We start from the raw sequence: 25712 nt of genomic DNA on the forward strand, positions 1-25712 counted from the left end.
TATGCACCAGAAGCCTGTTCTCCTCGTCATCGCCCACGGCAGCCGCGACCCGCGGCACGCCGCGACCGTCCACGCCCTCGTGCGGCGGGTACGGTCGCGGCGGCCCGGGCTGCGCGTGGAGGTCGGCTTCCTGGACTTCACCATCCCTTCCGTGCATGGGGTGTTGGAGTCACTGGCAGCGCAGGGCGTACGTGACGTCGTAGCCCTCCCGCTGCTCCTGACCCGCGCGTTCCACGCGAAGGCGGACATCCCCGCCGTCCTGCGGGACGCGCCGCCGCAGCTGCGGATCAGGCAGGCGGAGGTGCTGGGCCCGTCGCCGCTGCTGGTGCGCGCGCTCGAACGGCGGCTCTACGAGGCCGGGTTGACGCCCGCCGACAAGTCGACGACGGGAATCGTGCTGGCCTCGGCGGGGTCCACCGACCCGGAGGCGATCGCGGTGATCGACGACCTCGCGCGGGAGTGGTTGCACACCGGCTGGCGCGCCGTGCGCCCAGCGTTCGCCTCGGCGGCGCTCCCCCGCACCGAGGACGCGGTCCGCGAACTCCGGGCGCTCGGCTGCCGCCGGATCGCGGTCGCGCCGTACGTCCTCGCGCCCGGCTTCCTGCCCGACCGCATCGCGCGGGGCGCGGCGGAGGCGGACGTCCTCGCCGACGTGCTGGGTCCGGCACCCGAAGTGGCGCGGGTCCTGCTGGAGCGCTACGACGCGGCCGGGGCGCCGCTGCTCGCGGCCGTCGGCGCGTAACGCCTTCACGGTTCCCACCTGCCCGGTTTCCCGGAAAGGGGTCTCCCCCGGCCCCCGGATCTGCTGGGATGGTTCCTCCGAGGGCTAGTGGGGAGCAAGTACACGTGGCGGGTAGGGAGTTCGGGCATCACGAAGGGCCTGTGCCGGCCCAGCTGCACTACACCTCGGCGCCGTCCGGCTCCGACGGTTCCGGCTCCCCGTTCACGGTGGTCGGCGCGGATGTGCCCCAAGGGGTGCTACGGGAGGCCGAGCGGCTCATCGGGTACGAGACTCCGCGCGACAGTCCGGAGCGGCCCGACGCCGAGCAGCTCAAGGGCTTTCCGAAGGCCTTCAGCTTCAGTGAACTCGCGGACGGCGGACGGCTGTTGAGCCGTACGGTGTGCACCGGGACGAACGACAGCGGGCGTCCGGGCGCCTTCCACGCACACGCTTTCCTGCTGCCGTCCGGGACCCGCTTGCCCGACGGTGTCCTGCCCATCTCCACCTGGGAGTCGCCGCGTTGGGCCGAGTCGACGCCGCCGGACGGCAGGCCCGACCCCGTCGACCGGGTCGAACCGTCCGGGCTGCTGCGCAAGGAGGCGCTGACCCCGTTCGCGCGGTCCCGGGGCGGGTGGCTCGCGCCGTTCTTCGCCGATCTGCGGGCGGTGGCGGCGGATCCGGGTGCCGGGCAGATCGTGGTCGTGGAACACGACAGCGCCGACGTGGCCCGGTGGATCGCGCTCGCCTGCACGGTCCTGCCCCGCGAGCAGGCGCACCGGCTCACCTTCACGACGTACACCCGCCGTCCGCAGGAGGCGCGCCAGCAGGTCGTCGGCGCACTCCCGTCCTCCGAACCGGTGACCCACGATCCCCGTTACCGCGTGCACGACTGCACGGCCCAGCCGCCGTCCGGACCGGTTCCGGACACCTGGGCGGAGCTGTCCGCCCGGATCTGGCGGGCGGGCCGTCCAGAGTTGTTCGGCAACTCGCCTGAAGAACTGGGCGCGTTGGCGGTGTCCGCGCTCACCTCGGGCATCGACCTGCGTACGGATGCCCGTGCGGCGGCGGCGAGTTGGGCGGCCGAGCAGGCGGACACACTGCCGGACGAGACGTTGATGGCGCTGGTCGCCGGGTTGTGCGGCGGCCCGGTGCCCCACCTGGGCTCGCGCTCGGCGACCCTGCCCGGCGAGGACGAACAGACCGCCCTGGCAGCCCTGTTGGCCCGGCTGGACGGGCGCGTACCGGCCTCGGTGTCGGGGCCGCTCGCCGCGCGCGTACTGGCGTCGGCGGTCCTCGCCCGGGGACCGGTGCCCGTGCTGCGCGCGGGGTCCCTCACCGCACGCGCCCATGACGACCTGGCCCGCGATCTCGCACCCGCGCTGCGGGCCGGCATCGCGGACACGGCCGAGCCCGCGTCGGGTCGGCCCCTCGCACTGCTGCGCGCCGCCGACCTCCTCGACGTCGACTGCCAGGACCAACTCCCTGAGCTGGCCGAGCGGTTGGCCAGGGAGCTGGTGGACACCTCGGCCCCGGACACCACGACGGGCGGGGCCACGAAGCCGTCGCCGGAACCCACCGGCACCCGTCATGGCAGCGAGCCTCCCGCCGACGGCTGCCCGGCCGCCCTCCTCGACGCGGTGCACACCCACCCCGGGCTGCGGGTGGCGCTGTTCGGCTCGCTCGACACCCTCGCCTCGGCCGAACCGACAGCTGTGGCAAGGGTGTTGAGAGATTCGGGGCTTCCGCTCGGCCTCCAGCAGTCGGGCTTCCCGCACCTACGGATGTGTGCCGCGCCCGCAGTCCCACCCGCGGAGTCCGGCGACCGGCTCGACCGGTTCCACGGGCTGCTCCGCACGGCAGGGGTCTCGCCACACGCCGATCCGACGGTCCTGCGCACGGCCCTTGGTCTCACCTGGTCCGGCGACGAACTGCCGACCGGCCAGGAGGCGGGCCTGCTGCTGAAGGAGCTGGGGTCCGACTCCCACCGAGCCGCCGGCACAAGGGAGTTGCTGATCGAAGCGGCACTCGCCGCGCCCCCGGACGACCGTGACGCACCGGCACTCGCCACGGACCTGCTCCGCTGCTTCACCACGGAGCTGCGGCCCGGCCAGCGCACGGCCCTGCAACTCCTGCAGTTCACCGGGCTGTTGGGCACAGCGAACGAGGGCGAGGAGTGGGTCGCCCGGGTACTGAGCCTGAAGGCAGACGCCGCGGAACCGGTGCCGGACACCGTCGCAGAGCGCGCCTTCGAGGCCCTCGCGTGGCGGCTCCTGGAGGGGACGGCACCGCCGAACGAGCTGTACGCGCTGGCCCGTTCGGCCGAGCCACGCCTTCTCGCGGCGTACGAACGGGCGGCCCGTTCGGACCGGGTGACCGAGCGGCTGCGGACCGGTCCCGCGTATGTCGCCGCCCGCTTCTGCGACTGGAGCGCGTTCCCGGGCACCCATCCGGCCTGGGACGAGACCCGTACGACTTTGCTGACCAAGGTGTTGCGGCCGACCGTACGGGCACTGCCCGCTGCGGACCAGGCCGAGGTCGAAGCGGCGCTCGATCACGCGGGCCGCGGCAGACTCGACGCTTTCCGCGCCTGGAACCGCCCCGGCGCACTCGGACGCCTCGCGGGACGACTGTCGGGACGGGGGCGGCGCACCGAGCAGCCCGGCACATGACCGACCGACCCCGCCGGCCGAGGTACTGCGGCTGCCTCTACGGGCACTGCCCACCGAGGACCAGAGCAAGGCCGAGGCGGCACTCGATCGCGTCGGCCGCGGCAGACTCGACGCATTCCGCGCCCGGAACCGCCCCGGCGCACTGGAACGCCTCGCGGGACGACTGTCGGGACGGGGCCGTCGCGCCGAACAGCCCGGCACATGACCGACCGACCCCGCCGGCCGAGGCACTGCGGCAGTCTGTACGGGCACTGCCCACCGAGGACCAGAGCAAGGTCGAGACGGCACTCGATCGCGTCGGCCGCAGCAAACTCGACGCCTTCCGCGCCTGGAACCGCCCCGGCGCACTGGAACGCCTCGCGGGACGCCTGTCGGGACGACTGTCGGGACGGGGCCGTCGCGCTGAACAGCCCGGCGCGTGACCGACTCCGGGACGTGACAGGGCTCGGGACGCGACCGGCCTCGGGGATGCCCCACCTCGGAGCGTGGCCAACGCGGCGATCGACGGGGAAGCGCCGCCCGGGGTCCGGCACTCCCCTGTGATGTCGGACCCCGGACGACCCGTCCGCAGCACGGCCCCCGGCGGCATGAGCATGATCGCGGGGGTCGCTTTCCGTACTGCGTCGCTCGCCGCGTTTATGTCACTGCGCGACGACAACCTCCCCGACGCACGCCGCTGCTGACGGTCATCGGGCTCAGTGGAAGGACAGACCCCCGGTACGCGTCCGCTTCAGCTCGAAGAAGTCGGGGTTCGTGGCCAACACCCGGAAGCTGTCGAAGAGTTCGGCCGCCTTCGCGCCGCGCGGAATCGCCCGCAGCACGGGACCGAACCACACCGTCCCGTCGACATGCAGGGTCGGCGTCCCGACGTATCCGCCCGACTCCTCCTCCACGCCCGCCTCATGACTGCGGCGCACGGCCTCGTCGTAGGACGGATCGTGGGCGGCTTCGGCCAGTTCGGCGGGGAGGCCGAGTTCGGCGAGGGATTCGGCGACGACGGCGTCGAAGTCGTCGTAGCGCCGCTCGTGGATGCGGATGCCCAAGGCCGTGTAGAGGTCCCGCAGGACCTTGTCGCCCCGCTGTTCGGCCGCGGCCACGGCGACGCGGACCGGGCCGATGGACTTGTCGACCAACTCCCGGTACCAATCGGGGAGTTCGTTGCCGGTGTTGTGGAGGTAGAGGCTCATCGGGTGGAAGCGGAGATCGAGCGGGCGCTCGCGCTCGACCTCCAGCAGCCAGCGGGAGGTGATCCACGCGAAGGGGCAGGCGGGGTCGAAGTAGAAGTCGACGCGGACCGGGTTGTCGTGACTCATACGGATTACGCTAACCGCCGATTAGGCCGAGCGCTCGGCCCAATCGGGCGATCTCTCACTGGTCCACTTCGGCCGTGACCCGCTGCCTCGGGTTCCGTCCGCTGGACGCGAGGGCGCGTTCGAAGACGGGGGCGTCGGCCGGTACGGGTACCGGGTCGGCGAAGCCGTCGTACTGGCGGTAGAGGTCGCCGTGCTTCTCCACCACGGCGAGGACGAGGCTCGCCGCACCGTCCGGGACGGTGTACTGCTGGCCGGTGGCCGCGGCCACGTCCCAGCCGTGCACCGCCAGCTCCTTGATGATCATCGAGGCGAGTTCGTCGGCCGGCATCTTCGCCATGCCGAGGTCGACCTCGCCCTCCCACACCGCCGGGTCGGCCCAGGCGGCGACGGCCCGGTCCAGCTGGGCCGCGTACGCCTCCGCCCAGTCCGGATCGGCGGTGAAGTCGCGCGCGGTCAGCTCCTCGGAGAGCTGTTTGCGCAGGGCACGGTGCTCCAGGCCGTGCGAGGTGTAGAGGACCCAGTGGTTGACCATCGCGCGGACGTCCCAGTCGGGGCAGTGCGTGGGGTCGTCGAGCTGTGTCGCACGGACACCCCGCGCGACACGGGCCGCCTCGGCGGCGCATTCGATCATGTGCGGGTACAGGTCGTGCGGGTGCGGGTGCTGGTCGTGGTTGCTCATGGCTCCCACGGTAGGGAGGGCGCCCTCAGGACTCTTGAACAAACGCGACAGCCTCGTCGGCGAGACGGACCAGCTCGTCGAACGGCAGCGACCCGGGCGTCCTGCGCTCGCGCGCGAACCCGTTCGCCAGCCGTTGCAGCAGGTCGTTGAGCGGTGTCGGTACACCGTGCAGCCGCCCCAGCAGCGCGATCTCGCCATTGAGGTAGTCGGCCTCGATGGTGCCGGTACCCCGGTTCAACGACTGCCAGGAGGAGCCGCCGCCGCGCGGGGCGCCGTCGATCTCCACGAGCCGGATCTTGTCGCCGCGTGCCGCCTTCTGCTCCTCGGCGTCCGCGTACGCGATACCGGCCGCGTCGAGCACGGCCGCGCCCTCGGCCCGCACCCGCCGGTAGAACGCCAGGTGCTCCTCGGTGCCGCGCATCTCGGCGACCGCCTCGATCGCGTTGCCGAGGTTGCCGAGCAGCTTGGCGTACTGCCAGCGCGTCACGTCCGGCACGACCGGCGCCTCGAACCTCGACTTCTCCAGGTCGGCGGAGATCAGCCGGGCGGTCTCGTCCCAGCCGTGCGGATAGCGGCCGAGGTGCAGGATGCCGGTGAGCGGGGTGCCCTCGGCGGCGACCACACCCGGTTCGACGAAGGTCGCGGGCAGCCAGACGCAGACGCCGTAGACCCGCCGGAAGCGGCGCAGCGCGAGCCGTTGGCTCTCCACCCCGTTCTGCGCGCAGACGACGGGGAGTCGCTCGGCGGCCGTGCCGCCGCCGGTGACCGGTGCCGGGCCCCAGAGCGCGAGCGCGGACTCGCTGTCCTGTGTCTTGACGGCGAGCAGGAGTACGTCGTCGGTCCTCAACTCGCCGAGTTCGGCGGGCTCTTCGACGACCGGCAGCCGGTACGTCGACTCGCCGTCCGGCACCTTGAGCCGCAGCCCGTGCTCGGCCAGCGCCGCCCGTTGCGCACCCCGTGCGACCAGCACGACCTCGCACCCCGCCCCGGCCAGCCGGCCACCGATGGCCCCGCCGACCGCCCCTGCTCCGATGATGATGTAGCGCATGGGACGAGCCTCGCACAGCGCGTGCGGGCCGGGTCATCGGGTACGGCTGGTGGTCAACTGGCGGTCATCTCAACGAGCTTGACCACGGTGTTCCAGTTGCGGGACGTCGCGATCAGCCCCTTGTTCAGCCGCGGCCGGGAGAGTTCCGCGGCGAGCTTGGAGCGGCCGAGGCCGTCGGGGGCGTAGAGGTACAGGGCCCGGTCGCCGAGCCGGAACTCCTCGGGGAGGTACGCGGACCGGTCGAATTCCGCGAAGCGGTCCTCGGCGACCGGCGCCGAGTAGTACGTGACGTGGAGTTGCTTGCCCTCCAACTCGGCTGCCGGGAAAGGACAGTTGTCGGCGATCGCCTTGAGGTAGGCGTGGTCGCGGACGATGACGTCGACCGTGAACCCGAACCGCTTCTCGATCGCCTGCGCGAGTTCGGCCGCGAGGGACTCCGCGTCGCCGTGGCCGCTCGCGAACACGGCCTGGCCGCTTTGGAGATAGGTGCGGACGTCGTCGTGTCCGAGGCCTTCGAGGAGCGTTCGCAGCTCGGCCATCGGGAGCTTCTTGTTGCCGCCCACGTTGATTCCACGCAGGAGCGCCGCATAGGTCGTCGTCATCCGCACACCATAAAGCGGCCTTCGTGCCCCGTGGGGGTGGGCACGAGGGCCGCTCCATGTGGTGCGGGTGTGCGGGTGTCCGCTCCCTGTGGGGTGCGGGTGTGCGCAAACTCTGGCGGATGAGGTGGCTCCGGATCAACACCTACAGGCCCGTCCACCGCCACTGTGACTTGTCCAACAAGGTTTCGTAATAACAAAGCGGACCCCGCCCGACGCATCGGACACCCTGATCACCACCCCCGAGCCGCCGCGATAGATGTAAGGGGCCGCCGTCCTCCCCAGTGGTGAGAGACCGGTGTCCGTGCGGAGGAGCCGGTCGTCCAATACCTCACCGGTCAGCACGAGGGGACGTTCTTATTCCGCGCATACCTTCGAACCATGAGGTGGCGGCAGGGGGCTGGCACCGTGCACAAAGGGGCAAGCCCGTCATGGGGAACGGAGATTCGCGGGTACGGGGGCTCGCCGCCCGAGCCGGCGGCTGGAGCGCCCGGCACCGGTGGGCCGCGGTCGGCATCTGGGTGCTGTTCGTGGTGCTGGCAATGGGGATCGGTTCGGCGGCGGGCCGTGTCGACGTCGACGAGAGCGACCAGCTGAAGGGCGAGACGCACACCGCCGCCACGATCATCGACGACGCCGGGATCAAGGAACCGGCCGGTGAGACCGTCCTGATCCAGTCGAAGGACGCGTCGGTCACGTCCACCGACAGCGAGTTCCGCTCCACGGTCACCGCCGTCGTCAAGGCCGTCGAGGGGACCGGCCGGGTCACCGACGTGACCTCGCCGTACGACACGAAGACGATCTCGAAGGACGGCCGGAGCGCGCTCGTCCAGTTCGACATGCGCGGCGACGCGGACACCGCCGGCGACCGGGTGGAGCCGGTACTGAAGGCCATCGCCGGGGTGCAGAAGGACCACGGCTCGCTGCGGATCGAGGAGATCGGCAGCGCGAGCATGGCGAAGCAGTACTCCGACGCGTTCGGCGACGACTTCGCGAAGGCCGAGTACTCCGCCGTGCCCGTCGCCTTCGGCATCCTGCTGATCGCCTTCGGCGCGCTGGTGGCGGCGCTGCTGCCGGTGGCGCTGGCCGTCACCGCGATCGTCGCGACGATGGGTCTGATGGGCCTCGTCAGCCATGTCCAGCCGATGAGCGACACCGCCAACTCCGTGATGCTGCTCGTGGGGTTGGCCGTCGGTGTCGACTACTGCCTGTTCTATCTGCGCCGCGAACGCGAGGAGCGCGAGGCCGGCCGGGATGCCGGGGCCGCGCTGCGGATAGCCGCCGCGACCAGTGGCCGCGCCATCATCGTCTCCGGTGTCACGGTGTGCGTGGCGATGGCGGGCATGCTGTTCACCGGGCTCGCCGAGTTCGAGGCGATGGGCCTGGCCTCGCTGATGGTCGTCGCGGTCGCCATGGTCGGCTCGGTGACCGTACTGCCCGCGCTGCTCTCGCTGTTGGGCGAGCGGGTCGAGAAGGGCCGCATCCCGTTCCTGCGCCGGCGCGGTCGCCGGGGCAACGGGGAGAGCCGGTTCTGGACCGCCGTCCTCAAGGGCGTCCTCGCCAAGCCCCTCGTCTCCGTGCTCGTCGCGGCCGGCGCGCTGCTCGCGATCGCCGCTCCCGCGGTCGGCATGAAGACCGAGAACCTCACCCTGGACCAGGAGTTCGGCAACTCCCTCCCGATCGTGGGGACTTACAACCGCGTCAACGACGCCTTCCCCGGTGGCTCCGACCCGGCCGAGGTGATCGTCAAGGCGAAGGACATCAACTCACCCGAGGTCAAGCAGGCGTTGGCCGACTTCAAGGCGCAGGCGGTCAGTTCGGGCGCCTCGCGCGGCCCGGTCGACATCAAGCTGCACGACGCACAGAACGTCGCCTTCGTCTACGTCCCACTCGTCGGCGGCTCCGACCAGGACAAGGCCTCGAAGAGCCTGGAGAAACTGCGCGACGAGGTACGCCCCGCCACCCTGGGCAAGGTCGACGGCGTCCAGGCCCCGATCACCGGAAACGTCGCGGGATCGAAGGACTTCAACGACCAGCTCCTCGGATCGGTCGTCCCGGTCTTCGCGTTCGTCGTGGTCTTCGCCTTCCTGTTGATGCTGCTCTCGTTCCGCTCACTGACGGTCGCGATCACCTCGATCGTCCTCAACCTCCTTTCGGTGGGCGCCGCTTACGGCATCCTCGTCGCCGTGTTCCAGCACGGCTGGGGTGCCTCGCTGGTGGGCGCGGAGGGCGTCGGCGCGATCGTCACCTGGCTGCCGCTGTTCCTCTTCGTCATCCTGTTCGGCCTGTCGATGGACTACCACGTGTTCGTCGTCTCCCGTATCCGCGAGGCGCGACTGCGCGGCCGTTCGACCCAGGACGCGATCCGGCACGGCGTGGTCACCACGGCCGGCGTCGTCACCAGCGCCGCGGTCATCATGGTCGCCGTCTTCGCGATCTTCGGCACCCTGTCCATGCAGTCCATGAAGCAGATGGGCGTCGGCCTCGCGGCGGCGGTCCTCATCGACGCCACGGTCATCCGAGGCGTCCTGCTCCCCGCGGTGATGGCGCTGCTCGGCGAGCGCAACTGGTACTTCCCGAAGTGGCTCCACCGCCTGCCCGACCTCACGCACGACGAGTCGCCGGAGGAGGTCGCGCCCACGTCCACGGTGACGGGCGAGGGCGAGCCCCTGCGGGTGTGAGTCCGCGGAGGTAACTCCCCACGATCGAGGGCCTGTTGGTATCCCGGGGGAACCAGCAGGCCCTCACCCGTGTCCTACGACATCTCCTGTCCTACGACGTCTTCAGCGCCGCGTGCAGCCGTAGCCAGTGGTCCGGGGACACCTCGCCCACCAGGACGCGTGGGTCGAGGCGTGCCGCACGGAACGCGGCGTCCACGCGTCGTCTCGGGTGGGCCCGGCGCAGCGAGGCGTGCAGCGAGCCGCCGACCCCGGAGAAGCCCAGCTCGACCAGGTGCCGCCAGTCGCGCAGGGCGGCCGGTTCGAGCAACGGGGTCCGGCGCCGTTCGATCCGTACGATCCCGGCGTCGACGCGCGGCACGGGGCTGAACCGGCGCCGGTCGACCCGGCCGACCAGCCGCCACTCGTAGCGGGGCCAGCTGCGGACCGTCAGCAGGGTCCAACCGCCGTAGTCCCCGGTGCGTTTGCGGGCGTATTCGAGTTGGGTGAGCAGGGTGGCGTCGGTGAGGGCGGGGGCGCGCAGGCACCAGTCGACGATGTCGGCGGTGCGGGAGAACGGCACGTTTCCGGCGACGGCGAACGGGGTGTGCGGGGGCCGGGTGTCCATGAAGTCTCCGGCGACGACGTGGACTTGGGGGGTGGTGGAGAAGCGGGTGCGGAGTTTCGGTACGAGGCGGGGGTCGATCTCGTGGGCGTGGAGTTCGTGGCAGTGGGGTGCGAGTTTCGCGGTCAACGCGCCTTTTCCCGCACCTACTTCGAGGAGGAGCGGTACCTGTCGTCCTTGCGGGACGGCCAGGCGGGCCACGTATTCGGCGGTGGCGCGGTCGGCGAGGAAGTTCTGCGAGAGCGCGCGGGAAACGGGGGTGGGGCGGGCCATGGCCTGCGGTCCTTGTCTTCCGTGAAGGGCATACGGGCAGACGAAGGCCCTGACCGGAAGAACAGGGAGAAGAGTCAGCGGGCGTGCGCGCCCGGGCCGGTCAGGGCACCGGGGCCGCGGCGGATGCGGATCGCATGCGTGCAGCTCCGGTTGGGACCGGAGTTCACGATCGCGTTCGCTGCTGACATGTGAGGCACGCTAGGTGGCTCGGGTGGGGTGGGGCAACGGGGTTTTCTTGGTGGGGACGCCATCCGGGGAGGGCGGTGCAGTTTGGTGGCGGGTGCGGGCCCGTGGGGGCTGGTCGCGCGGTTCCCCGCACCCCTGAAGAACGTCACCTCATCGTTGGTATCTCGCCAGCACCAAGTTGCCGTCCTTCTCCAGGCGTTGGCGTAGTTCGGTGAGGGTGATCGCGCCGCTGTAGTACTCCTGGAACGCCGGGGTTGCCACCTTGTCCTTCCATTCGGGGTAGCCGCGTACCGACTGTGCGGGGGCCGGGACCAGGTCGCCGGCCAGTGCGGTGCCGGTGGACCAGTCGTCCTTGGGGGTGTGCAGGGCCGGGGACTTGAGGGCCTGGGTTCCGGTGGGGAGCATCCAGTCGCCCAGGGCCAGGCGGACCATGTTCTTGGGCTGGAGGAGGAAGTCGATGAACTCGGCGGCCTGCTTCTTGTGCGGGCTGTCCTCGGCGATGGACAGGGTCTGTGGGCTGACACCCTGGGCCAACCCGTCGGCGCCGGCCGGGGCGGGCAGTACCTGCCAGTCGAAGCCCTTGGGGGCCTGCTGGACGATCTGTTGGCGGTAGGAGAAGCCGAGCGGGATCATCGCGTACTTGCCGCCGAAGAACCCGGGGAGCGTGTCCGAGCCGCCGCTGCCGAGGGTGGTGGGCGAGGCGCTGTGGTCCACGTTCGCCTGGTCGTGGATCGTGCGGGGGACGACCTGGTCGGCCTTGTCGAAGCGGACGGTCACCTTGCCGTCCGTACCCCGGTGGAAGAGTTCGCCGCCCGCCGACAGCGACAGGTTGAGCGTGGCGGACACCGGCTCCTTGAGCGGCCAGGCCACGCCGTACTTGCCGTTGCCGCTCAGCCGTCGGGTGATGTCCCTGAACTCGGGCCAGCTCCACGGGTGTTCGGGGGTCGGGATGCGTATGTCCGCCTTCTTCAGCCAGGTGGCGTTGGCGACGAGCACCCGGGGCTCCTGGAGGAAGGGCACGCCGTAGATGCCGTTCCCGAAGGTTGTCGTAGCCCAACTGCGTTGCGGGATATCCGACTTGAGGCGAGTGGGGAGCAGGTTTCGGAGGTCGGCGAGGTAGCCGCCGTAGGCGAAGTCCGCGAGGTCGTCGGAGGCGTCGTGGATGATGTCCGGGGCCTCACCGCCCTCGAAGGAGGTGAGCAGTTGGTCATGGACGCTGTCCCAACTGCCCTGTACGTACTCGACCTTGACGTCCGGGTGGGTGGCGTTCCACTCCTTGACCAGTTCCTTGTTGGCGGTGACGGACTCGTCCTGCCAGGCCAGGGACTGGAAGCGCAGGGTGATCCGGCCGTTCGTGGAGTTGTTTTCGCCGCTCGCGCAGCCGGTCAGGAGCAGGGTCAGGGCGAGGGCGAGGATCCATCGGGGTCGCATCAGCTCTTCACCGCCCCGGTCAACATGCCGCCGGTGATTCGCCGTTGGATCAGGGCGAAGACGATCAGGGAGGGCAGGGTCGCGAGGAACGCGGCCGCGGCGAGCGGGCCCAGGTCGGCCACGCCCTCCGCGCCGATGAAGTGGGTGAGGACGACCGGAAGGGTTTGTTTCTCCGGGGTCTTGAGGAGGACCAAGGCGAAGAAGAACTCGTTCCACGCCGTGACGAACGCGAACAGCGCCGTCGCCGCGATCCCCGGCGCGAGCAGGGGTGCCGTCACCGACACGAGCGTCCGCAGCTTCCCGGCGCCGTCGACCGCCGCGGCTTCCTCCAACTCCGGTGGTACCGCCCGGACATGGCCGACGAGCATCCACAGGGCGAACGGCAGCGACCACACCACGTAGACCAGCACCAGCCCGGCCAGGGAGTCGATCAGCCGCAGGTTCTTCAGCACCAGGAACAGCGGGATGATCACCAGCACGAACGGGAACGCCTGGCTGACCACCACCCATCCGGTCGCGGCCCGCGCGAGCGGTGTCCGGCGCCTGGCCATGACCCACGCCATCGGTGTCGCGATCACCACGGCGATCAGCGCGGCCCCGAGCGCGGCGAGCAGGGAGTTCAACGCGGCGTGCAGCAGCGGCTGTTCGTCGAAGGCCTGGCGGAAGTTGGCGAGGGTGGGGTGCCTCGGGATCCAGGTGGGGTGCAGACTGCCCAGCTCGCGCGGGGACTTGAACGCGGTGGAGATCAGCCAGAGGAGGGGAAAGGCGAGGAAGACGAGGTACGCGAGCAGGGCGACGTACTGGCCGACGCGGGCCCCGGTACTCGTCCTCATCCCTGAAGTACGGCTGGTCCTCATGCGTCGTCGCCTCCCGTCAACCGGCCTACGAGGAAGACGGCCAGGAGTACCGAGATCACCGCGACCATCACGCATCCCATCGCCGCCGCGTAGCCGAACTGGCCGTAGCGGAAGGCCTCTTCGTAGGCGAAGAGCATGGGCAGCCGGGTGCGGCCGCCGGGTCCGCCGTTGGTCAGGACGTAGACCAGGGCGAACGAGTTGAAGTTCCAGATCAGGTTGAGGGCCGTGATCGCCAGCGCCACCGGTCTGAGGGCGGGCCAGGTGACCGTGCGGAAGCGGCGCCACGCTCCGGCGCCGTCGACCGCCGCCGCCTCGTGCAGTTCGCGCGGGGTGTTCTGCAGTCCGGCGAGCAGGGCGACCGTCGTCTGCGGCATGCCGGCCCAGACGCCGACGACGATCACGGCGGGCAGCGCGGTCGTGAGGCTGCTGAGCCAGTCCCGGCCGTCGCCGAGGCCGAGGTCGCGCAGGGTCTCGTTGAGGATGCCCGCGTCCGGGTTGTAGACGATCCGCCACATGATGCCGACGACCACTTCGGGCATCGCCCACGGGACGATCGCCAGCGCCCGGGCGAGTCGGCGCAGCCGTAGGTCCTGGTTGAGCAGCAGGGCGAGGCCGAGGGCGAGCAGGAACTGCGGGACGGTCACGCCGACCGCCCACACCAGGCCGATGCGGAACGACTCCCAGAACAGGGTGTCGTGCAGCAGATCCCGGAAGTTGAGACCGCCGATCCACTGGGTGGGCACGGTGCGGCCCGACTGGGAGTCGGTGAAGGCCAGCAGGACGCCGTAGAGAAGGGGGCCGACGCTGAGCGCCAGGATGGGGATCAGAGCGGGTAACACCAGGAACCAGGCCGCGTGGTCGGGAGCGCGTCGCTGCCGGACGCGGCTCGACGCGCGGCTCGACGGCCTCCGCACCTCCGTCACCGATGTCATGGAATCAGCCCCTTTGCGCGGCCCGGTCGGGCCCCGTCATGGTCGTGAACACGTCGTGCCTCGTCAAGGCACCTCGCACGCCGTCCCACCTGTGCGAATGGGACACTGGCCGTCGGATGGCGGGAACCCGACGCCGTACGCACACGCACAGGGATCACTCGGAGGCGGACGATGGACGAGGCACGGGCCCGGGACGTACTGGCCGCGGCGGACGTACTGCCCGGCGCGGCGCGGGACGCGCGGCTCCTCGCCCTCGGCGAGAACGCGGTGTTCGCCGCCGGTGACCTGGTCGTCAAGGTGGGCCGTGACGCCGAACTCCTCGACCGTGCCCGGCGCGAGCTGGATGTCGCGCTGTGGCTGGCCGAGGCGGGCGTCCCCGCGGTGCGGGCCGCCGAGCCGAAGGCGCGCCTGGTCGAGGGGCACCCGGTGACGGTGTGGCACCGGCTGGCCGATTCCGTACGCCCCGCCGAGCCGCGGGATTTGGCCGAACTGCTACGCCTCGTCCACGCGCTTCCCTCCCCCGCCTTCGAGCTCCCGCCCCGCGAGCTGCTGGGCGGCGTGGAACGCTGGCTGCGCCTCGCCGGTGACGCGATCGATCCGGCGGACGCGGACTATCTGCGCGAGCGGCGGGACGGGTTCGCGGCAGCGGCGGCAGCGCTGACGCCACAGCTGACGCCGGGGCCGATCCACGGAGACGCGTTGCCCCGCAATGTGCATGTCGGGCCGGACGGTCCGGTGCTGGTGGATCTGGAGACCTTCTCCGCCGACCTCCGTGAGCACGATCTGGTGGTGATGGCGCTCTCCCGCGACCGTTACGGGTTGCCCGCGGCGGCTTATGACGAGTTCACCGAGGCGTACGGCTGGGATGTGCGCGAGTGGGAGGGGTGCGGTGTGCTGCGCGGCGCCCGAGAGACGGCCAGCTGTGCCTGGGTCGCCCAGCATGCGCCGAGCAACCCTGAGGCGCTTGTTGAGTTTCGGCGGCGGGTGGGGTCTTTGCGGGGCGGGGACGAGACGGTGCGGTGGTTTCCGTTCTGAGCGCCTATTGATCCGGGTGCGACAGGTGCTCGGGCGACTGCGGGTTCGCTGTGGCTGGTCGCGCCCACGCGGCGGAGCCGCGAATCGACACAGCCCCGCGCCCCTTTTGGGGCGCTTTTGGAGCCTGTCGGGTCAGACCGTCTCGTCCTCCAGCTCCCGTAGCGGCCACGTGCTGTCGATCACCGCGGTCTGGTCGCCCTTGCGGCGTAGGAAGCTCTGGAAGTCGGCGGCCCATTCCGCGTACCACTCGATCTGGCTGCGGTGGAGTTCGGCCGGGCCGAGGGCGGCGACCTTGGGGTGGCGGTCGGCTATCGCGCCGGCCAGGCGGGCGGCGGCGAGGGCGTCGGCCGAGGCGTCGTGCGCGGCGTCGAGGACCACGCCGTACTCCTGGCAGACCGCTTCGAGGTTGCGCTTGCCGCGGCGGTAGCGGTCCACGGAGCGGTCGATCGTGTACGGGTCGATGACCGGGGCGGGGTCGATGCCGCCCAACCGGTCGCGCAGGGACGGCAGTCCGTGCCGGCGCAGCTCGGCGGAGAGCAGGGTCAGGTCGAAGGCCGCGTTGTAGGCGACGACGGGGACGCCCGTCTTCCAGTACGTCACGAGGACGTCCGCGATCGACTCGGCGACCTGGTCGGCGGGGCGGCCCTCGGCGGTGGCCCGTTCGTTCGTGATGCCGTGCACGGCGACGGCGTCCGCCGGGATCTCCACGCCCGGATCGGCCAGCCACTCCCGGCGGCCTATCGGCCGTCCGCCCCTGACCTCGATGACCGCGCCCGTGACGATGCGCGCCTCGCGCGGCTCCGTCCCCGTCGTCTCCAGGTCGAAGCCGATGAGCAGCTCCTGGTGCCAGGCCATGACGGCCCCCCTTCTCGGTGGTGCTTTCCCCCAGTGGTCTCCACGATCGCATGCGCCACTGACAATCCGATGACCGCGTTCCGCTTACCGCCGGAGCGGACCGCGGTCCCGGCCCTGGGACAGGTCAGGACACCGGTCGCGAATCCGCCCACATCTGCTCGAACTCATCGCGATAGATGGGGAAAAGCGCGCTGTCGTCCATTTCGTCCGACTTGACCAGTCGGCTGCCGTTCCGCAGCACCAGCACCGGCGCCTCCATGCCACGGCTGCGGCGCAGATAGGACTGCACGACGGCTATGCCGTCCGAGCCGTCGCCGTCGACGAGGTACGCCGTGAAGCGGGGCGTCTCGTCGAAGACCTGGATCTCGAAGGCGGCCGGGTCGCGCAGCCGGGACCGCACCCGCCGCATGTGCAGGATGTTCATCTCGACGGCGCGACTCAACTCGCCCCGCTTGATGCCGAGTTCACGCTCGCGCCGCTTCACCGCGCTGGAGGCGGGGTTGAGGAACAGCAGCCGCGTCCGGCAGCCCGACTCGGCGAGGCGGACCAGCCGGCGGCCGGAGAAGTTCTGCACGAGCAGGTTGAGGCCGATGCCGATGGCGTCGACCCGGCGGGCCCCGCCGAAGATGTCCTCGGCCGGGAACTGCCGCATCAGCCGCACCCGGTCGGGGTGGACGGCGACCACGTCCGCGAACCGGTCGCCGATGAGTTCCTCGACCGCGTCGACGGGCAGCCGGCGCGCCGAGGGCACGTCGCTGCCGGCGCCCAGGGTCTCCAGGAGTTTCGCGGAGGCCCGCTCGGCCTGGTTGAGGACGGCCTCGGACAGGGCGCGGTTGCGCGAGACGACGTTGCGGGTCACTTCCAGTTCGTCCAGGGCGAGTTCGACGTCCCGGCGCTCGTCGAAGTACGGCTCGAAGCACGGCCAGTGCTGCACCATCAGCTCGCGCAGCTGCGGCAGCGTCAGGAAGCTGATGACGTTGTCGTCGGCCGGGTCGAGCAAGTAGCCCTTGCGGCGGCTGACTTCGCGTACGGCGACCGCGCGCTGCACCCACTCCTGGCCGGCCGGACCGGCCGCGGCGACCACCCACTCGTCACCGTGGACGGGTTCGTAGATGGGCCGCAGCACGGCGGCCACGACCGCGCGCAGCCGCTGTTCGACGAGGTTCAGCCAGATGTAGGCGCGGCCGGCTCGCTGGGCGCGCGTACGCACCTCGCGCCAGGCGTCGGCGTCCCAGTCCAGCTCCGGACCGATGGAACCAGCCGCGTCCATCGGACGTGCCAGGGACACCGCGCCGGGCGGGACTTCTGCGGAGTTCCCCTCGTGACCCTCGTCACCAGGGGGCAACTCCAGCCCTCCCGAGCCCACCCGTGCACCGCCTTCCGCTCCCCCGAGCTCTCCCCAGTCTCAACGATCAAGGAAGGGTACTCCGGGACCGGTCGGCGGTGCAGCCGGATGGACAGGGTCATTTCTCAACTTCCGCCGAGCACATTGCCGTTCTGGTTCGCGAGCGCGGCCGGAGTGAGCGGATTCATAGCGGTGACATCGCGCGGGGCGATCGAGAATCCCTGCCAGTGGACCGGCATCGGCTGCTGGTCCTCGTCACGGGCGATGTGGTGGAAGCCGACGTTCACCCAGACCACGGGCTGTGTGAGGGTCTGTCCGTTGACCCATTTGTCGACCTGCTTCGGGTGCCCCGCACCGCAGTTGGGCAGGTTGTCGCTGGCGAACTGCTCGCACTTGTTGTACTGGGTGAAGTACACGTCGTGCTGGGTGAAGCTGCGGCCCGGGTACTTGGTGGTGGGGCCGGGGACTATCTCGTAGGACCGGGCGTGGTTGTCCTTGTTCTTGCCGGTCGCGCTGACGATGCGCCACCAGCGCATGTTCTTGGCGTCACCCGCGAGTTCCTTGGTGACCTTGGTCAACGTGGTCTTGTTGGTGGGGGTGTTGGCGCCGTGCGTGGTGACCTTGGAGTCGTACTGCTCGACGCGGCCCTTGGAGGAGCCGTCGAGGGCGAAGTCCAACTTCCAGAAGACGTCGTGCTGGTGGCTCGTCGCGTACGCCGTGGCGCCCTTGCCGAGCGGCCAGCCGCGGCCGTCGCCCGCGTCGTAGTCGTAGGGCGAGAGGCTGCCGGTGGCACCGACGTTCATGTTGATGGTGCCGTCGTCCTGGAAGCGCCACTCGGTGATGTACTCGTACCAGCCGACCTGGTTGACCGTGTAGACGAGGAAGTCCTTGCCCTGGGTCTGGAAGACCTTGTTGGCGCTGTCGCCCTGCATACGGAAGGCGTGGCCGCGCGAACGGGTCGTCGTACAGAGGCCCTTGACGTTCGGGTGGGCCGGGTCGATGGCGTCGGGGACCTTGACGGTCTTGATGGTGCCGCCGGGGCACTCGCCGGGCGCCATGTTCATCAGGCCGGTGCCGAAGCCGTACTGGGTGAGGTCGCTGTACTCGTTCTTGCCGTCGTCGTACGGGACGTGGATCTGGGCGAGCTTCGCGTCGGCGAGCACCTTGATGGGGGTGGCCTGGCCGGGCGGCTGGTAGGAGATGTTCTCCAGGACGAGGCCGGCCTCGCGCTCGTAGTGCCAGCACATCCGCCAGGTGGTGCCGGTGGAGAGCTTCTGCTCGATGGTGTAGGCGGCGCTGCAGCCGGGTGCGGCGGCGGCCGGGGCGGTCTTCGGCTGGGCGACGGCCGGTCCCGCGCCGGCCGTGGCACCGGCGGCCAGGGTGGCGAGGGCGAGCCCGACGGCCCCCCGCCTGCGGGCACGGCTGATTCTGTTGACGCGCATGAAGAAGTGACTCCCTTACAGGAGAAGCAAGTTGGGACAGTGGACGAGGAACTGCGCTGTCTGCGCGGTCGGTTCAGCCGGTGAGCTTGCCGACCTTGCGGGCGCTCAGGTCGATGACGAAGTCACGGGCGTCGATCCACGGCCCGTTCTTGACCTTCGGGAACAGCCGTACGCAGCGGTGCTCGCCGCACTGGTCGAGGTCTCCGGACTGCCGTCCCGGAGTGGCCTTGTAGACCATGGCCATCAGCAACAGCTGGTCGGGCGAGGTGAGTTCGTTGCCGGTGGCGTCCTTGTAGTCGGCCTTCAGGCCCGCGCCCTGCGGGCTGGCGAGCAGCAGTTCGGCCGCCTCGACGTTCTCGGCGTGGCTCGCCGGCGGCTGCACTCCGTGCTGGGTGCCGGTCTGTTCGACCTTGCCGGTGTCGAGGTTGACGGTCTTGGTGACGACCGTGTCGTCCTTGTAGTCGTAGAACGTCACGTCCGCGCGGCGCGGCGCGTTCGGGTTGTCCAGCTCGTCGGGGTTCGGGTCGGCGAGCTGGACGTCGAGGCGCTGCGGGCCACGCTTCCCGTCCACGTTCTCACTGGAGTTGAGGAACTGCTGGTTCACCGCGAGCTGCTCGACGCGCTGGGTCTCGTCGTCGGTGAGCGGGTCGCGGCCCGTGCCCTTCTCGCCCTCGGCGGGGGCCTGTTGCACGACACCGGGTGCCGCGCCCTGCCCGTCCGCCGCCTGCTGCTGCTGCGTGGACCCGGCGGCCTTTCCGGTGCCCCCCGACTCGTCGGCCCCCGCCGTGCCCGGCAGGGTGACGGCGACCATCACGGCGGTCCCGGCCACCGCTATGGCCGTACCCGCCACCACTTTCCCCAGGTGGCGGTGCACTGTCCTTCGCACATTTCCCCCTACTCCCCCTGGGCCCATCCCCGGACCGTTGGGAGCGGTGTCTGTCGCGCTCGCTTGGGGATACGGCATACGTCGTATCCACTGGTCATTTGGTAAGAGGGACGTAAGTCATAGGTGGTTCCCTCACTTTCGGGGAGACTCATGGCCAAGGCGCCCCGGTGGCGGGGCCCGGCTGAAAGAGTCGTGACCATGCAGGTCTGGCCTGGAGAGGCGTATCCACTCGGTGCCACGTACGACGGCGCCGGCACCAACTTCGCGGTCTTCACGGAGGCCGCGGACCGAGTAGAGCTGTGTCTGCTGCACGACGACGGCTCGGAGACGGCGGTGGAACTCCGCGAGAGCGACGCGTTCGTGCGGCACGCGTACGTGCCCGGCATCATGCCCGGACAGCGCTACGGCTTCCGCGCGCACGGCCCGTACGCCCCCGAGCGCGGCCAGCGGTGCAACTCCGCGAAGCTGCTGCTCGACCCGTACGCGAAGGCGGTCAGCGGATCGATCGCCTGGGGCGAGGAGGTGTACGGCTACCACTTCGACGCGCCCGACAAGCGCAACGACCTGGACTCGGCGCCGCACACCATGACGTCGGTCGTGGTCAACCCGTACTTCGACTGGGGCGACGACCGGCTGCCCCGGCACGGATACCACGAGACGGTGCTCTACGAGGCCCACGTCAAGGGCCTGACGATGCAGCACCCGGGGCTGCCGGAGGAGCTGCGCGGCACGTACGCGGCGCTCGCGCATCCGGCGGTCATCGAGCACCTGGTCGGGCTGGGGGTGACCGCCCTGGAGCTGATGCCGGTGCACCAGTTCGTGAACGACCACCGGCTGGTCGACATGGGGCTGAACAACTACTGGGGCTACAACACGATCGGTTTCTTCGCCCCGCACAACGCGTACGCCTCCTGGGGCGACCGCGGCCAGCAGGTCCTGGAGTTCAAGTCGGCGGTACGGGCGCTGCACGAGGCCGGTATCGAGGTCATCCTGGACGTCGTCTACAACCACACCGCCGAGGGCAACCACCTGGGGCCGACGCTGTCCTTCAGGGGCCTCGACAACCCCTCCTACTACCGCCTGGCGGAGGACCCCCGCTACTACATGGACACCACGGGGACGGGCAACTCGCTCCTCATGCGGTCCCCGCACGTGCTCCAGCTGATCATGGACTCGCTGCGCTACTGGGTCACCGAGATGCACGTCGACGGCTTCCGCTTCGACCTCGCGGCCACCCTGGCACGGCAGTTCCACGAGGTGGACCGGCTGTCGTCGTTCTTCGACCTCGTGCAGCAGGACCCGGTGGTCTCCCAGGTGAAGCTCATCGCGGAGCCCTGGGACGTCGGCGAGGGCGGTTACCAGGTGGGCAACTTCCCACCCCTGTGGACCGAGTGGAACGGCAAGTACCGCGACACCGTGCGGGACATGTGGCGGGGCGAGGGGCGCGCGCTCGCGGAGTTCGCGTCCCGGCTGACCGGCTCGTCCGACCTCTACCAGGACGACGGCCGTCGTCCCCTGGCGTCCATCAACTTCGTGACCTGCCACGACGGGTTCACCCTGAACGACCTGGTGTCGTACAACGACAAGTACAACCAGGCCAACGGCGAGGACAACCGGGACGGTGAGAGCCACAACCGGTCCTGGAACTGCGGGGCCGAGGGCGACACCGACGACGCGGCCGTCCTGGAGCTGCGCGCGCGGCAGAAGCGCAACTTCGTCGCCACGCTGATGCTGTCCCAGGGTGTGCCGATGGTCAGCCACGGGGATGAGTTCGCGCGCACCCAGAAGGGCAACAACAACGCGTACTGCCAGGACAGCGAGCTGGCCTGGGTGAAGTGGCCCGAGGGCGAAGCCGATCCGGCGGAGTTGCTGGCCTTCACGCGCGCGCTGGTGTGGCTGCGCAAGGAGCATCCCGTGTTCCGGCGCCGGCGCTTCTTCCACGGGCGGCCCGTGGAGGGCACCCACGACGAGCTGTCGGACATCGCCTGGTTCACCCCGGAGGGCAAGGAGATGACCCAGCGGGACTGGGACTCGGCGCAGGCGTCCGCGCTGTCGGTGTTCCTGAACGGCAACGCCATCTCGGAGCCGGGTCAGCGCGGGGAGCGGATCGCCGACGACTCCTTCCTCATGATGTTCAACGCCTCCCCGGAGACGCTGGACTTCGTCGTGCCGGTCAATCACGGCCGCCAGTGGCAGGTGGTCGTGGACACGGGCCGCCCGGAGGGGGTGCCGGCGGGCACGGGCGCGAAGGTGGAGGCCGGGGACCGGCTGACCCTGGTGGACCGCAGCATGATGGTGCTGCAACGCCCCACCTAGAAGGAGCACGGTCGGCCGGCCGGACGCGCGGTCGGCCGATCAGCGGACCGGATGCGGGAGTCGATGACACGAAAGACGGCCGGGCGGGTACGTAGTGCTGCATGACACCTGAGCGACCCGACCCGGCAGTGCCCACGGCCACCTACCGGCTGCAGCTGCAGCCCGAGTTCCCGTTCGCGGCGGCGGCGTCGGCCGTGCCGTACCTGGCGTCGCTCGGCGTCTCGCACCTGCACCTGTCCCCCGTCCTGGAGTCGGTGCCGGGTTCGACGCACGGCTACGACGTCGTCGACCACGCGCGCGTGCGGGACGAACTCGGCGGCGAGGACGGCCTGCGGGCCCTCGCGCGCACCGCGCGGGAACACGGTCTCGGGCTCGTCGTCGACATCGTCCCGAACCACATGGCGATGGCCCCGCGCCACAACCACGCCCTGTGGGAGGTCCTCCGGGAGGGCCCCAAGTCGCCGTACGCGCGCTGGTTCGACATCGACTGGGAGGCCCAGGGCGGGCAGGTGCTGCTGCCGGTGCTGGGCGGTCCGGTCGGCGCGGAGCTGGAGCACCTGGAGGTCGACGGTGACGTCCTGCGCTACTACGACCACGTCTTCCCGCTGCGGGAGGGCACCGCGGAACTGCCGCTGCCGCGGCTCCTGGACGCGCAGTGGTACCGCCCCGTGTGGTGGCGGCTGGCCCGCACCGAACTCAACTACCGGCGCTTCTTCAGCATCTCGGAGCTGATCGGCGTACGCGTCGAGGACCCGGAGGTCTTCGACGCCACCCACGCCAAGATGCTGCAACTGCTGCGCGAGGGCGTCGTCGACGGCCTGCGCGTCGACCACCCCGACGGCCTCGCCGACCCCGACGACTACCTGGCGCGGCTGCACGAGGCGACCGGGGGCCGCTGGACGGTGGTCGAGAAGATCCTCGCGGACGGTGAGCACCTGCCGGCGTCCTGGCCCGTCGCGGGCACCACCGGCTACGACGCCCTCCGGCAGGTCGACGGGCTGTTCACGGACCCGGCGGGTGCCGGTGAACTCCTGGGCCAGTACCGGAGGTTCGCGGCCCCGCAGACCGACCGGGGCGGGCAGTGGGAGGCGACGGTACGACGGGCGGCCTACAAGGTGCTCACGCACGAGCTGGTCGCCGAGATGGACCGGCTGACCCGGGTCGCGGCCCGGCTGTGCGCCACCTCGCCGGAGCCCGCGTTGCGCGACCGTGCCCCCTGGGCGCTGCGGACAGCGCTGCTGGAGCTCCTGGTCCGCCTGGAGGTGTACCGGCCGTACACCTCGGGCGACACCGCCGCCGTCGTCACCGAGGAGGCGGCGGCCGAGGCACGGCAGGCGTTCGTCGTCCCGGAGGAGGCGGGCGCCGTCGACGTCGTACGGGAGCTGCTGCTGGGGCGGTACGGGGACGGGCCCGAACAGGTGGAGTTCCGGACGCGGTTCGCGCAGACCTCGTCCGCGTTGCGGGCCAAGTCCGTCGAGGACACGGCGTTCTACCGCTATGTGCCGCTGCTGTCGGCGACCGAGGTGGGCGGGAACCCGGGGAGTCCGGCCGTGTCCCCGGAGGACTTCCACGCGTACTGCGCGCGCGTGCAGCGCGACTGGCCCGCCATGGGCACCGTGCTGTCGACCCACGACACCAAGCGCAGTGCCGACGTACGGGCCGCGCTGGCCGTGCTCACCGAGGTGCCGGAGCGCTGGGCGGACGTGCTGGCCGAGGTGACTCGCACCGGGGAGGGCGTGCCGGACGCGCAACTGGCGTGGGCGGCCTGGCAGACGGTGTTCGGGCTCGGCCCCGCGGACGCCGAGCGCGTCCAGGAGGCCCTGCTGAAGCACGTGCGCGAGGCGGGCCTGTACACGAGCTGGACGGAGCAGGAGCCGCCGTACGAGGAGGCGGTGGCGGCGTTCGTCGCGGCGGGCCCGTGCGGGGCGCCCGGCGAGCACGTGGCCGCGTTGCGTACGGCGCTGGAGCCGCACGTCCGGGCCAACATGCTGGGCGCCGCCCTGGTCCAGCTGACGATGCCCGGCGTACCGGACCTCTACCAGGGCACGGAGGCCGAGTACCGGGCTCTGGTCGACCCCGACAACCGGCGCCCCGCACAGTTCCCGCCCCCGCACCCCGGCGACAAGGGCGCGCTCACGGCCGCCGCGCTACGGCTGCGCGCCCGCCGCCCCGAGGTCTTCGGGGACGCGGCGACGTACGCCCCGCTGGCGGCGGAGGGCCCGGCCGGGGCGCACTGCGTGGCGTTCGCGCGCTCGGAGGCCGTGGTCACGGCGGTGACCCGGCTGTCGGCGCGGCTCGCGGAGGCGGGCGGCTGGCGCGACACGGTGCTGCCGCTGCCGCCGGGGCGATGGGCCGATGTGCTGGCTCCGGAGCGGGAGTTCACGGGGCACGCGCGCGTGGAGGACGTTTTCGGGGAGTTGCCGGTGGTGCTGTTGGAGCGGGTGGGCGAGAGCCACTAGCGGGTGTGGACCCTGAGGATCTTGGGCGAGCGCCGGACCAGGTCCTCAGGCACCGTCCGGGCGCCCTCTGCGCGACGGAGGCCCGGCAGGGCGGCCAGCAGGGCCCGTAGACCGTGTTCGGCCGTGAGACGGGCGAGGAGGGCTTCGGAGGAGGTGGGGCGCCCGGTGCCGTGGGCGAGCGGGCCGGGGCCGGGGCGGAACGCGTCGTAGCGGTCGGGGTCGGTGAAGCGTTCCGGGTCACGGCCGGCGGCGCCGAGGAGGCAGGCGACGGTGGCCCCGGCGGGGATCGCGCCGACGGGTTCGACGGCCCGGCGCAGCACGACGTGCAGCGGCGGATCGCGACGCAGGGACTCCGCCCAGGCAGCGGCCACGAGCCCGGGACGGACGCGGAGCACCTCCAACTGACCCGGATGGTCAAGGAGGTTGGCGAGGAACGACGCGAGCGCCCGCGCGCTGGTCTCACCGGCCGCGCCGAGCAGCGCGCCCACCAGATCCGTGACGGTCTCGTCGGTCCCCGCGGCGCACAGCACGGACAGCAGGTCACCACCCGGGTGGGCGCGGCGCCGGGCCATCAACGGGCGCAAGAAGACGCCCAGTTCGGAACGCCCGCCCCCGGAGGGGCCGAGCCCCGTGCGGCACCAACAGTGCACACGCGCGGTCTCCTCGTACGGCAGCCCGAGCGCGGCCACGACCGTCGCGGTGGGCAGCCAGTCGCAGAACTCGGCCACCAGGTCGGCTTCTTCACGCCCGGCCAGCCGGCGGGCGAGGACATGGGCGCCGCGTTCGACGGCCGCCGTCAGGGCGGCCAGGGCGGGCCCGCGCAGCGCCCGGTCGAGGAGCCGGCCCGCTTCGGCCGGCCCGTCGCCGGGAAGGGCGACGAGCCGCGGGTCGGCGAGCGCGGCGCGGACGTCGTCGTAGCGGCTGACGAGCCAGGCGCCGAAGGGCTCGTCGTACACCAGGGGGTAGTGCGTGCGGAGGGTGCGGTAGAGCGGGTACGGGTCCCGTACGACCGTCCGGAGGCTCGGTGGGCCCGGTGGACGGGCCGGGATGCCCGCGGTCCGCGTGACGAGCACGTCCGTGAGACACAGCACCGCCGTCCGCTCCCGTGGTCGTCGCTCCGCCCCGCGCCGTGGAGGGCACGCGGCCGGTCGTCCGCGCCGTGCGCACACGCGGATGCCTCCAGCCGACCACCGTCGCGCGCGAGACGCAGCCCTCGTAGGGCCGTACGGGTGAAGCAGGCGTCCTGTGGTCCTACGGCGTACGCGGACCGACCGCACGCCGTAGGACGGTCTCGGCCACCGGCTCGCACCCGCGTACGGACCCGGGTGCGGCCCGGGCGGCGGGCGTGCGGGGACGAACGGCGTCGTCGGTGTTCCCGGTGCGG

Annotated in this window: 19 protein-coding genes; 6 read left to right on the forward strand and 13 right to left on the reverse strand. The window is 71.1% G+C overall.

Features of this window, described 5'->3' with window-relative positions; all coding sequences use genetic code 11:
* Window position 1: 1 nt before the first annotated feature.
* Entirely contained in the window at window positions 2-742 is a 741-nt protein-coding gene (locus tag OG226_RS13090; protein WP_328677258.1) for a sirohydrochlorin chelatase, read from the forward strand.
* 140 nt (window positions 743-882) lie between these two features.
* Entirely contained in the window at window positions 883-3390 is a 2508-nt protein-coding gene (locus OG226_RS13095) for a GTPase-associated protein 1-related protein (RefSeq protein WP_329349052.1), read from the forward strand.
* Window positions 3391-4085: 695 nt separating this feature from the next.
* Here OG226_RS13095 and OG226_RS13100 read toward each other — a convergent pair.
* From OG226_RS13100 to OG226_RS13115, 4 genes are read right to left on the reverse strand one after another with little or no spacing between them, the layout of a single operon-like run.
* Complete coding sequence (locus OG226_RS13100) at window positions 4086-4703, reverse strand: mycothiol-dependent nitroreductase Rv2466c family protein (protein ID WP_329349053.1); 618 nt, start codon at window positions 4701-4703, stop codon at window positions 4086-4088.
* Between the two features lie 55 nt (window positions 4704-4758).
* Window positions 4759-5382, reverse strand: coding sequence for a TIGR03086 family metal-binding protein (locus tag OG226_RS13105; protein ID WP_328677262.1), 624 nt, complete (start codon window positions 5380-5382; stop codon window positions 4759-4761).
* Window positions 5383-5407: 25 nt separating this feature from the next.
* Window positions 5408-6430: a ketopantoate reductase family protein gene (locus OG226_RS13110; RefSeq protein WP_329349054.1), complete on the reverse strand. Its 1023-nt coding sequence runs from the start codon at window positions 6428-6430 to the stop codon at window positions 5408-5410.
* A 53-nt stretch (window positions 6431-6483) separates the two neighbouring features.
* The gene (locus OG226_RS13115) at window positions 6484-7032 is read right to left on the reverse strand and encodes a DUF1697 domain-containing protein (protein ID WP_328677264.1); all 549 of its coding nucleotides are present in this window, start codon (window positions 7030-7032) and stop codon (window positions 6484-6486) included.
* A 428-nt stretch (window positions 7033-7460) separates the two neighbouring features.
* On the opposite strand from OG226_RS13115, the gene OG226_RS13120 reads away from it, so the two are divergent.
* Window positions 7461-9710, forward strand: a complete 2250-nt coding sequence (locus OG226_RS13120; RefSeq protein WP_329349055.1) for an MMPL family transporter — start codon at window positions 7461-7463, stop codon at window positions 9708-9710.
* Window positions 9711-9801: 91 nt separating this feature from the next.
* Here the strand turns inward: OG226_RS13120 and erm are convergent, their stop codons facing one another.
* From erm to OG226_RS13140, 4 genes are all read right to left on the reverse strand, one after another.
* Entirely contained in the window at window positions 9802-10584 is a 783-nt protein-coding gene (gene erm, locus OG226_RS13125; protein WP_329349056.1) for an ErmE/ErmH/ErmO/ErmR family 23S rRNA (adenine(2058)-N(6))-methyltransferase, read from the reverse strand.
* A 336-nt stretch (window positions 10585-10920) separates the two neighbouring features.
* Entirely contained in the window at window positions 10921-12201 is a 1281-nt protein-coding gene (locus tag OG226_RS13130) for an ABC transporter substrate-binding protein (protein ID WP_329349057.1), read from the reverse strand.
* On the reverse strand, window positions 12201-13034 hold the full coding sequence (locus tag OG226_RS13135; protein WP_328677268.1) for a carbohydrate ABC transporter permease: 834 nt from the start codon (window positions 13032-13034) through the stop codon (window positions 12201-12203). Before OG226_RS13135 ends, OG226_RS13130 begins: the two co-directional genes overlap by 1 nt.
* A gap of 20 nt (window positions 13035-13054) precedes the next feature.
* Entirely contained in the window at window positions 13055-13990 is a 936-nt protein-coding gene (locus OG226_RS13140; RefSeq protein WP_329349058.1) for a carbohydrate ABC transporter permease, read from the reverse strand.
* A gap of 171 nt (window positions 13991-14161) precedes the next feature.
* Here OG226_RS13140 and OG226_RS13145 point away from each other — a divergent pair, with 171 nt between their 5' ends.
* Window positions 14162-15025, forward strand: a complete 864-nt coding sequence (locus tag OG226_RS13145) for a phosphotransferase enzyme family protein (protein WP_329349059.1) — start codon at window positions 14162-14164, stop codon at window positions 15023-15025.
* Window positions 15026-15157: 132 nt separating this feature from the next.
* Here the strand turns inward: OG226_RS13145 and OG226_RS13150 are convergent, their stop codons facing one another.
* The 4 genes from OG226_RS13150 to OG226_RS13165 form a co-directional block, all read right to left on the reverse strand.
* On the reverse strand, window positions 15158-15880 hold the full coding sequence (locus tag OG226_RS13150) for a 3'-5' exonuclease (RefSeq protein WP_328677272.1): 723 nt from the start codon (window positions 15878-15880) through the stop codon (window positions 15158-15160).
* 124 nt (window positions 15881-16004) lie between these two features.
* Window positions 16005-17246, reverse strand: coding sequence for an SAV2148 family HEPN domain-containing protein (locus OG226_RS13155; RefSeq protein WP_328677273.1), 1242 nt, complete (start codon window positions 17244-17246; stop codon window positions 16005-16007).
* Between the two features lie 104 nt (window positions 17247-17350).
* A complete protein-coding gene (locus OG226_RS13160; RefSeq protein WP_328677274.1) occupies window positions 17351-18667 on the reverse strand; it encodes a copper amine oxidase in 1317 nt (438 codons plus the stop codon).
* Window positions 18668-18740: 73 nt separating this feature from the next.
* Window positions 18741-19553, reverse strand: coding sequence for a Tat pathway signal sequence domain protein (locus OG226_RS13165; RefSeq protein WP_329349060.1), 813 nt, complete (start codon window positions 19551-19553; stop codon window positions 18741-18743).
* 198 nt (window positions 19554-19751) lie between these two features.
* On the opposite strand from OG226_RS13165, the gene glgX reads away from it, so the two are divergent.
* Window positions 19752-21869: a glycogen debranching protein GlgX gene (glgX, locus tag OG226_RS13170; RefSeq protein WP_329349061.1), complete on the forward strand. Its 2118-nt coding sequence runs from the start codon at window positions 19752-19754 to the stop codon at window positions 21867-21869.
* A gap of 101 nt (window positions 21870-21970) precedes the next feature.
* Window positions 21971-24328 carry a malto-oligosyltrehalose synthase gene (treY, locus tag OG226_RS13175; RefSeq protein WP_329349062.1) on the forward strand — a complete coding sequence of 786 codons (2358 nt, stop codon included), beginning with the start codon at window positions 21971-21973 and terminating at the stop codon, window positions 24326-24328.
* Here treY and OG226_RS13180 read toward each other — a convergent pair.
* The gene (locus OG226_RS13180; RefSeq protein WP_329349063.1) at window positions 24325-25419 is read right to left on the reverse strand and encodes a cytochrome P450; all 1095 of its coding nucleotides are present in this window, start codon (window positions 25417-25419) and stop codon (window positions 24325-24327) included. The genes treY and OG226_RS13180 overlap by 4 nt on opposite strands.
* Between the last annotated feature and the right edge of the window lie 293 nt (window positions 25420-25712).

The sequence above is a fragment of the Streptomyces sp. NBC_01261 genome (genome assembly GCF_036226385.1).
In the GTDB taxonomy this organism is placed as follows: domain Bacteria; phylum Actinomycetota; class Actinomycetes; order Streptomycetales; family Streptomycetaceae; genus Streptomyces.

Coding starts and splice junctions, on each gene's coding strand:
- OG226_RS13090 (WP_328677258.1), top strand. CDS start 2: ATGCACCAGAAGCCTGTTCTCCTCGTCATCGCCCACGGCAGCCGCGAC.
- OG226_RS13100 (WP_329349053.1), bottom strand. CDS start 4,703: ATGAGTCACGACAACCCGGTCCGCGTCGACTTCTACTTCGACCCCGCC.
- OG226_RS13105 (WP_328677262.1), bottom strand. CDS start 5,382: ATGAGCAACCACGACCAGCACCCGCACCCGCACGACCTGTACCCGCAC.
- OG226_RS13110 (WP_329349054.1), bottom strand. CDS start 6,430: ATGCGCTACATCATCATCGGAGCAGGGGCGGTCGGCGGGGCCATCGGT.
- OG226_RS13115 (WP_328677264.1), bottom strand. CDS start 7,032: ATGACGACGACCTATGCGGCGCTCCTGCGTGGAATCAACGTGGGCGGC.
- OG226_RS13120 (WP_329349055.1), top strand. CDS start 7,461: ATGGGGAACGGAGATTCGCGGGTACGGGGGCTCGCCGCCCGAGCCGGC.
- erm (WP_329349056.1), bottom strand. CDS start 10,584: ATGGCCCGCCCCACCCCCGTTTCCCGCGCGCTCTCGCAGAACTTCCTC.
- OG226_RS13130 (WP_329349057.1), bottom strand. CDS start 12,201: ATGCGACCCCGATGGATCCTCGCCCTCGCCCTGACCCTGCTCCTGACC.
- OG226_RS13135 (WP_328677268.1), bottom strand. CDS start 13,034: ATGAGGACGAGTACCGGGGCCCGCGTCGGCCAGTACGTCGCCCTGCTC.
- OG226_RS13140 (WP_329349058.1), bottom strand. CDS start 13,990: ATGACATCGGTGACGGAGGTGCGGAGGCCGTCGAGCCGCGCGTCGAGC.
- OG226_RS13145 (WP_329349059.1), top strand. CDS start 14,162: ATGGACGAGGCACGGGCCCGGGACGTACTGGCCGCGGCGGACGTACTG.
- OG226_RS13150 (WP_328677272.1), bottom strand. CDS start 15,880: ATGGCCTGGCACCAGGAGCTGCTCATCGGCTTCGACCTGGAGACGACG.
- OG226_RS13160 (WP_328677274.1), bottom strand. CDS start 18,667: ATGCGCGTCAACAGAATCAGCCGTGCCCGCAGGCGGGGGGCCGTCGGG.
- glgX (WP_329349061.1), top strand. CDS start 19,752: ATGCAGGTCTGGCCTGGAGAGGCGTATCCACTCGGTGCCACGTACGAC.
- treY (WP_329349062.1), top strand. CDS start 21,971: ATGACACCTGAGCGACCCGACCCGGCAGTGCCCACGGCCACCTACCGG.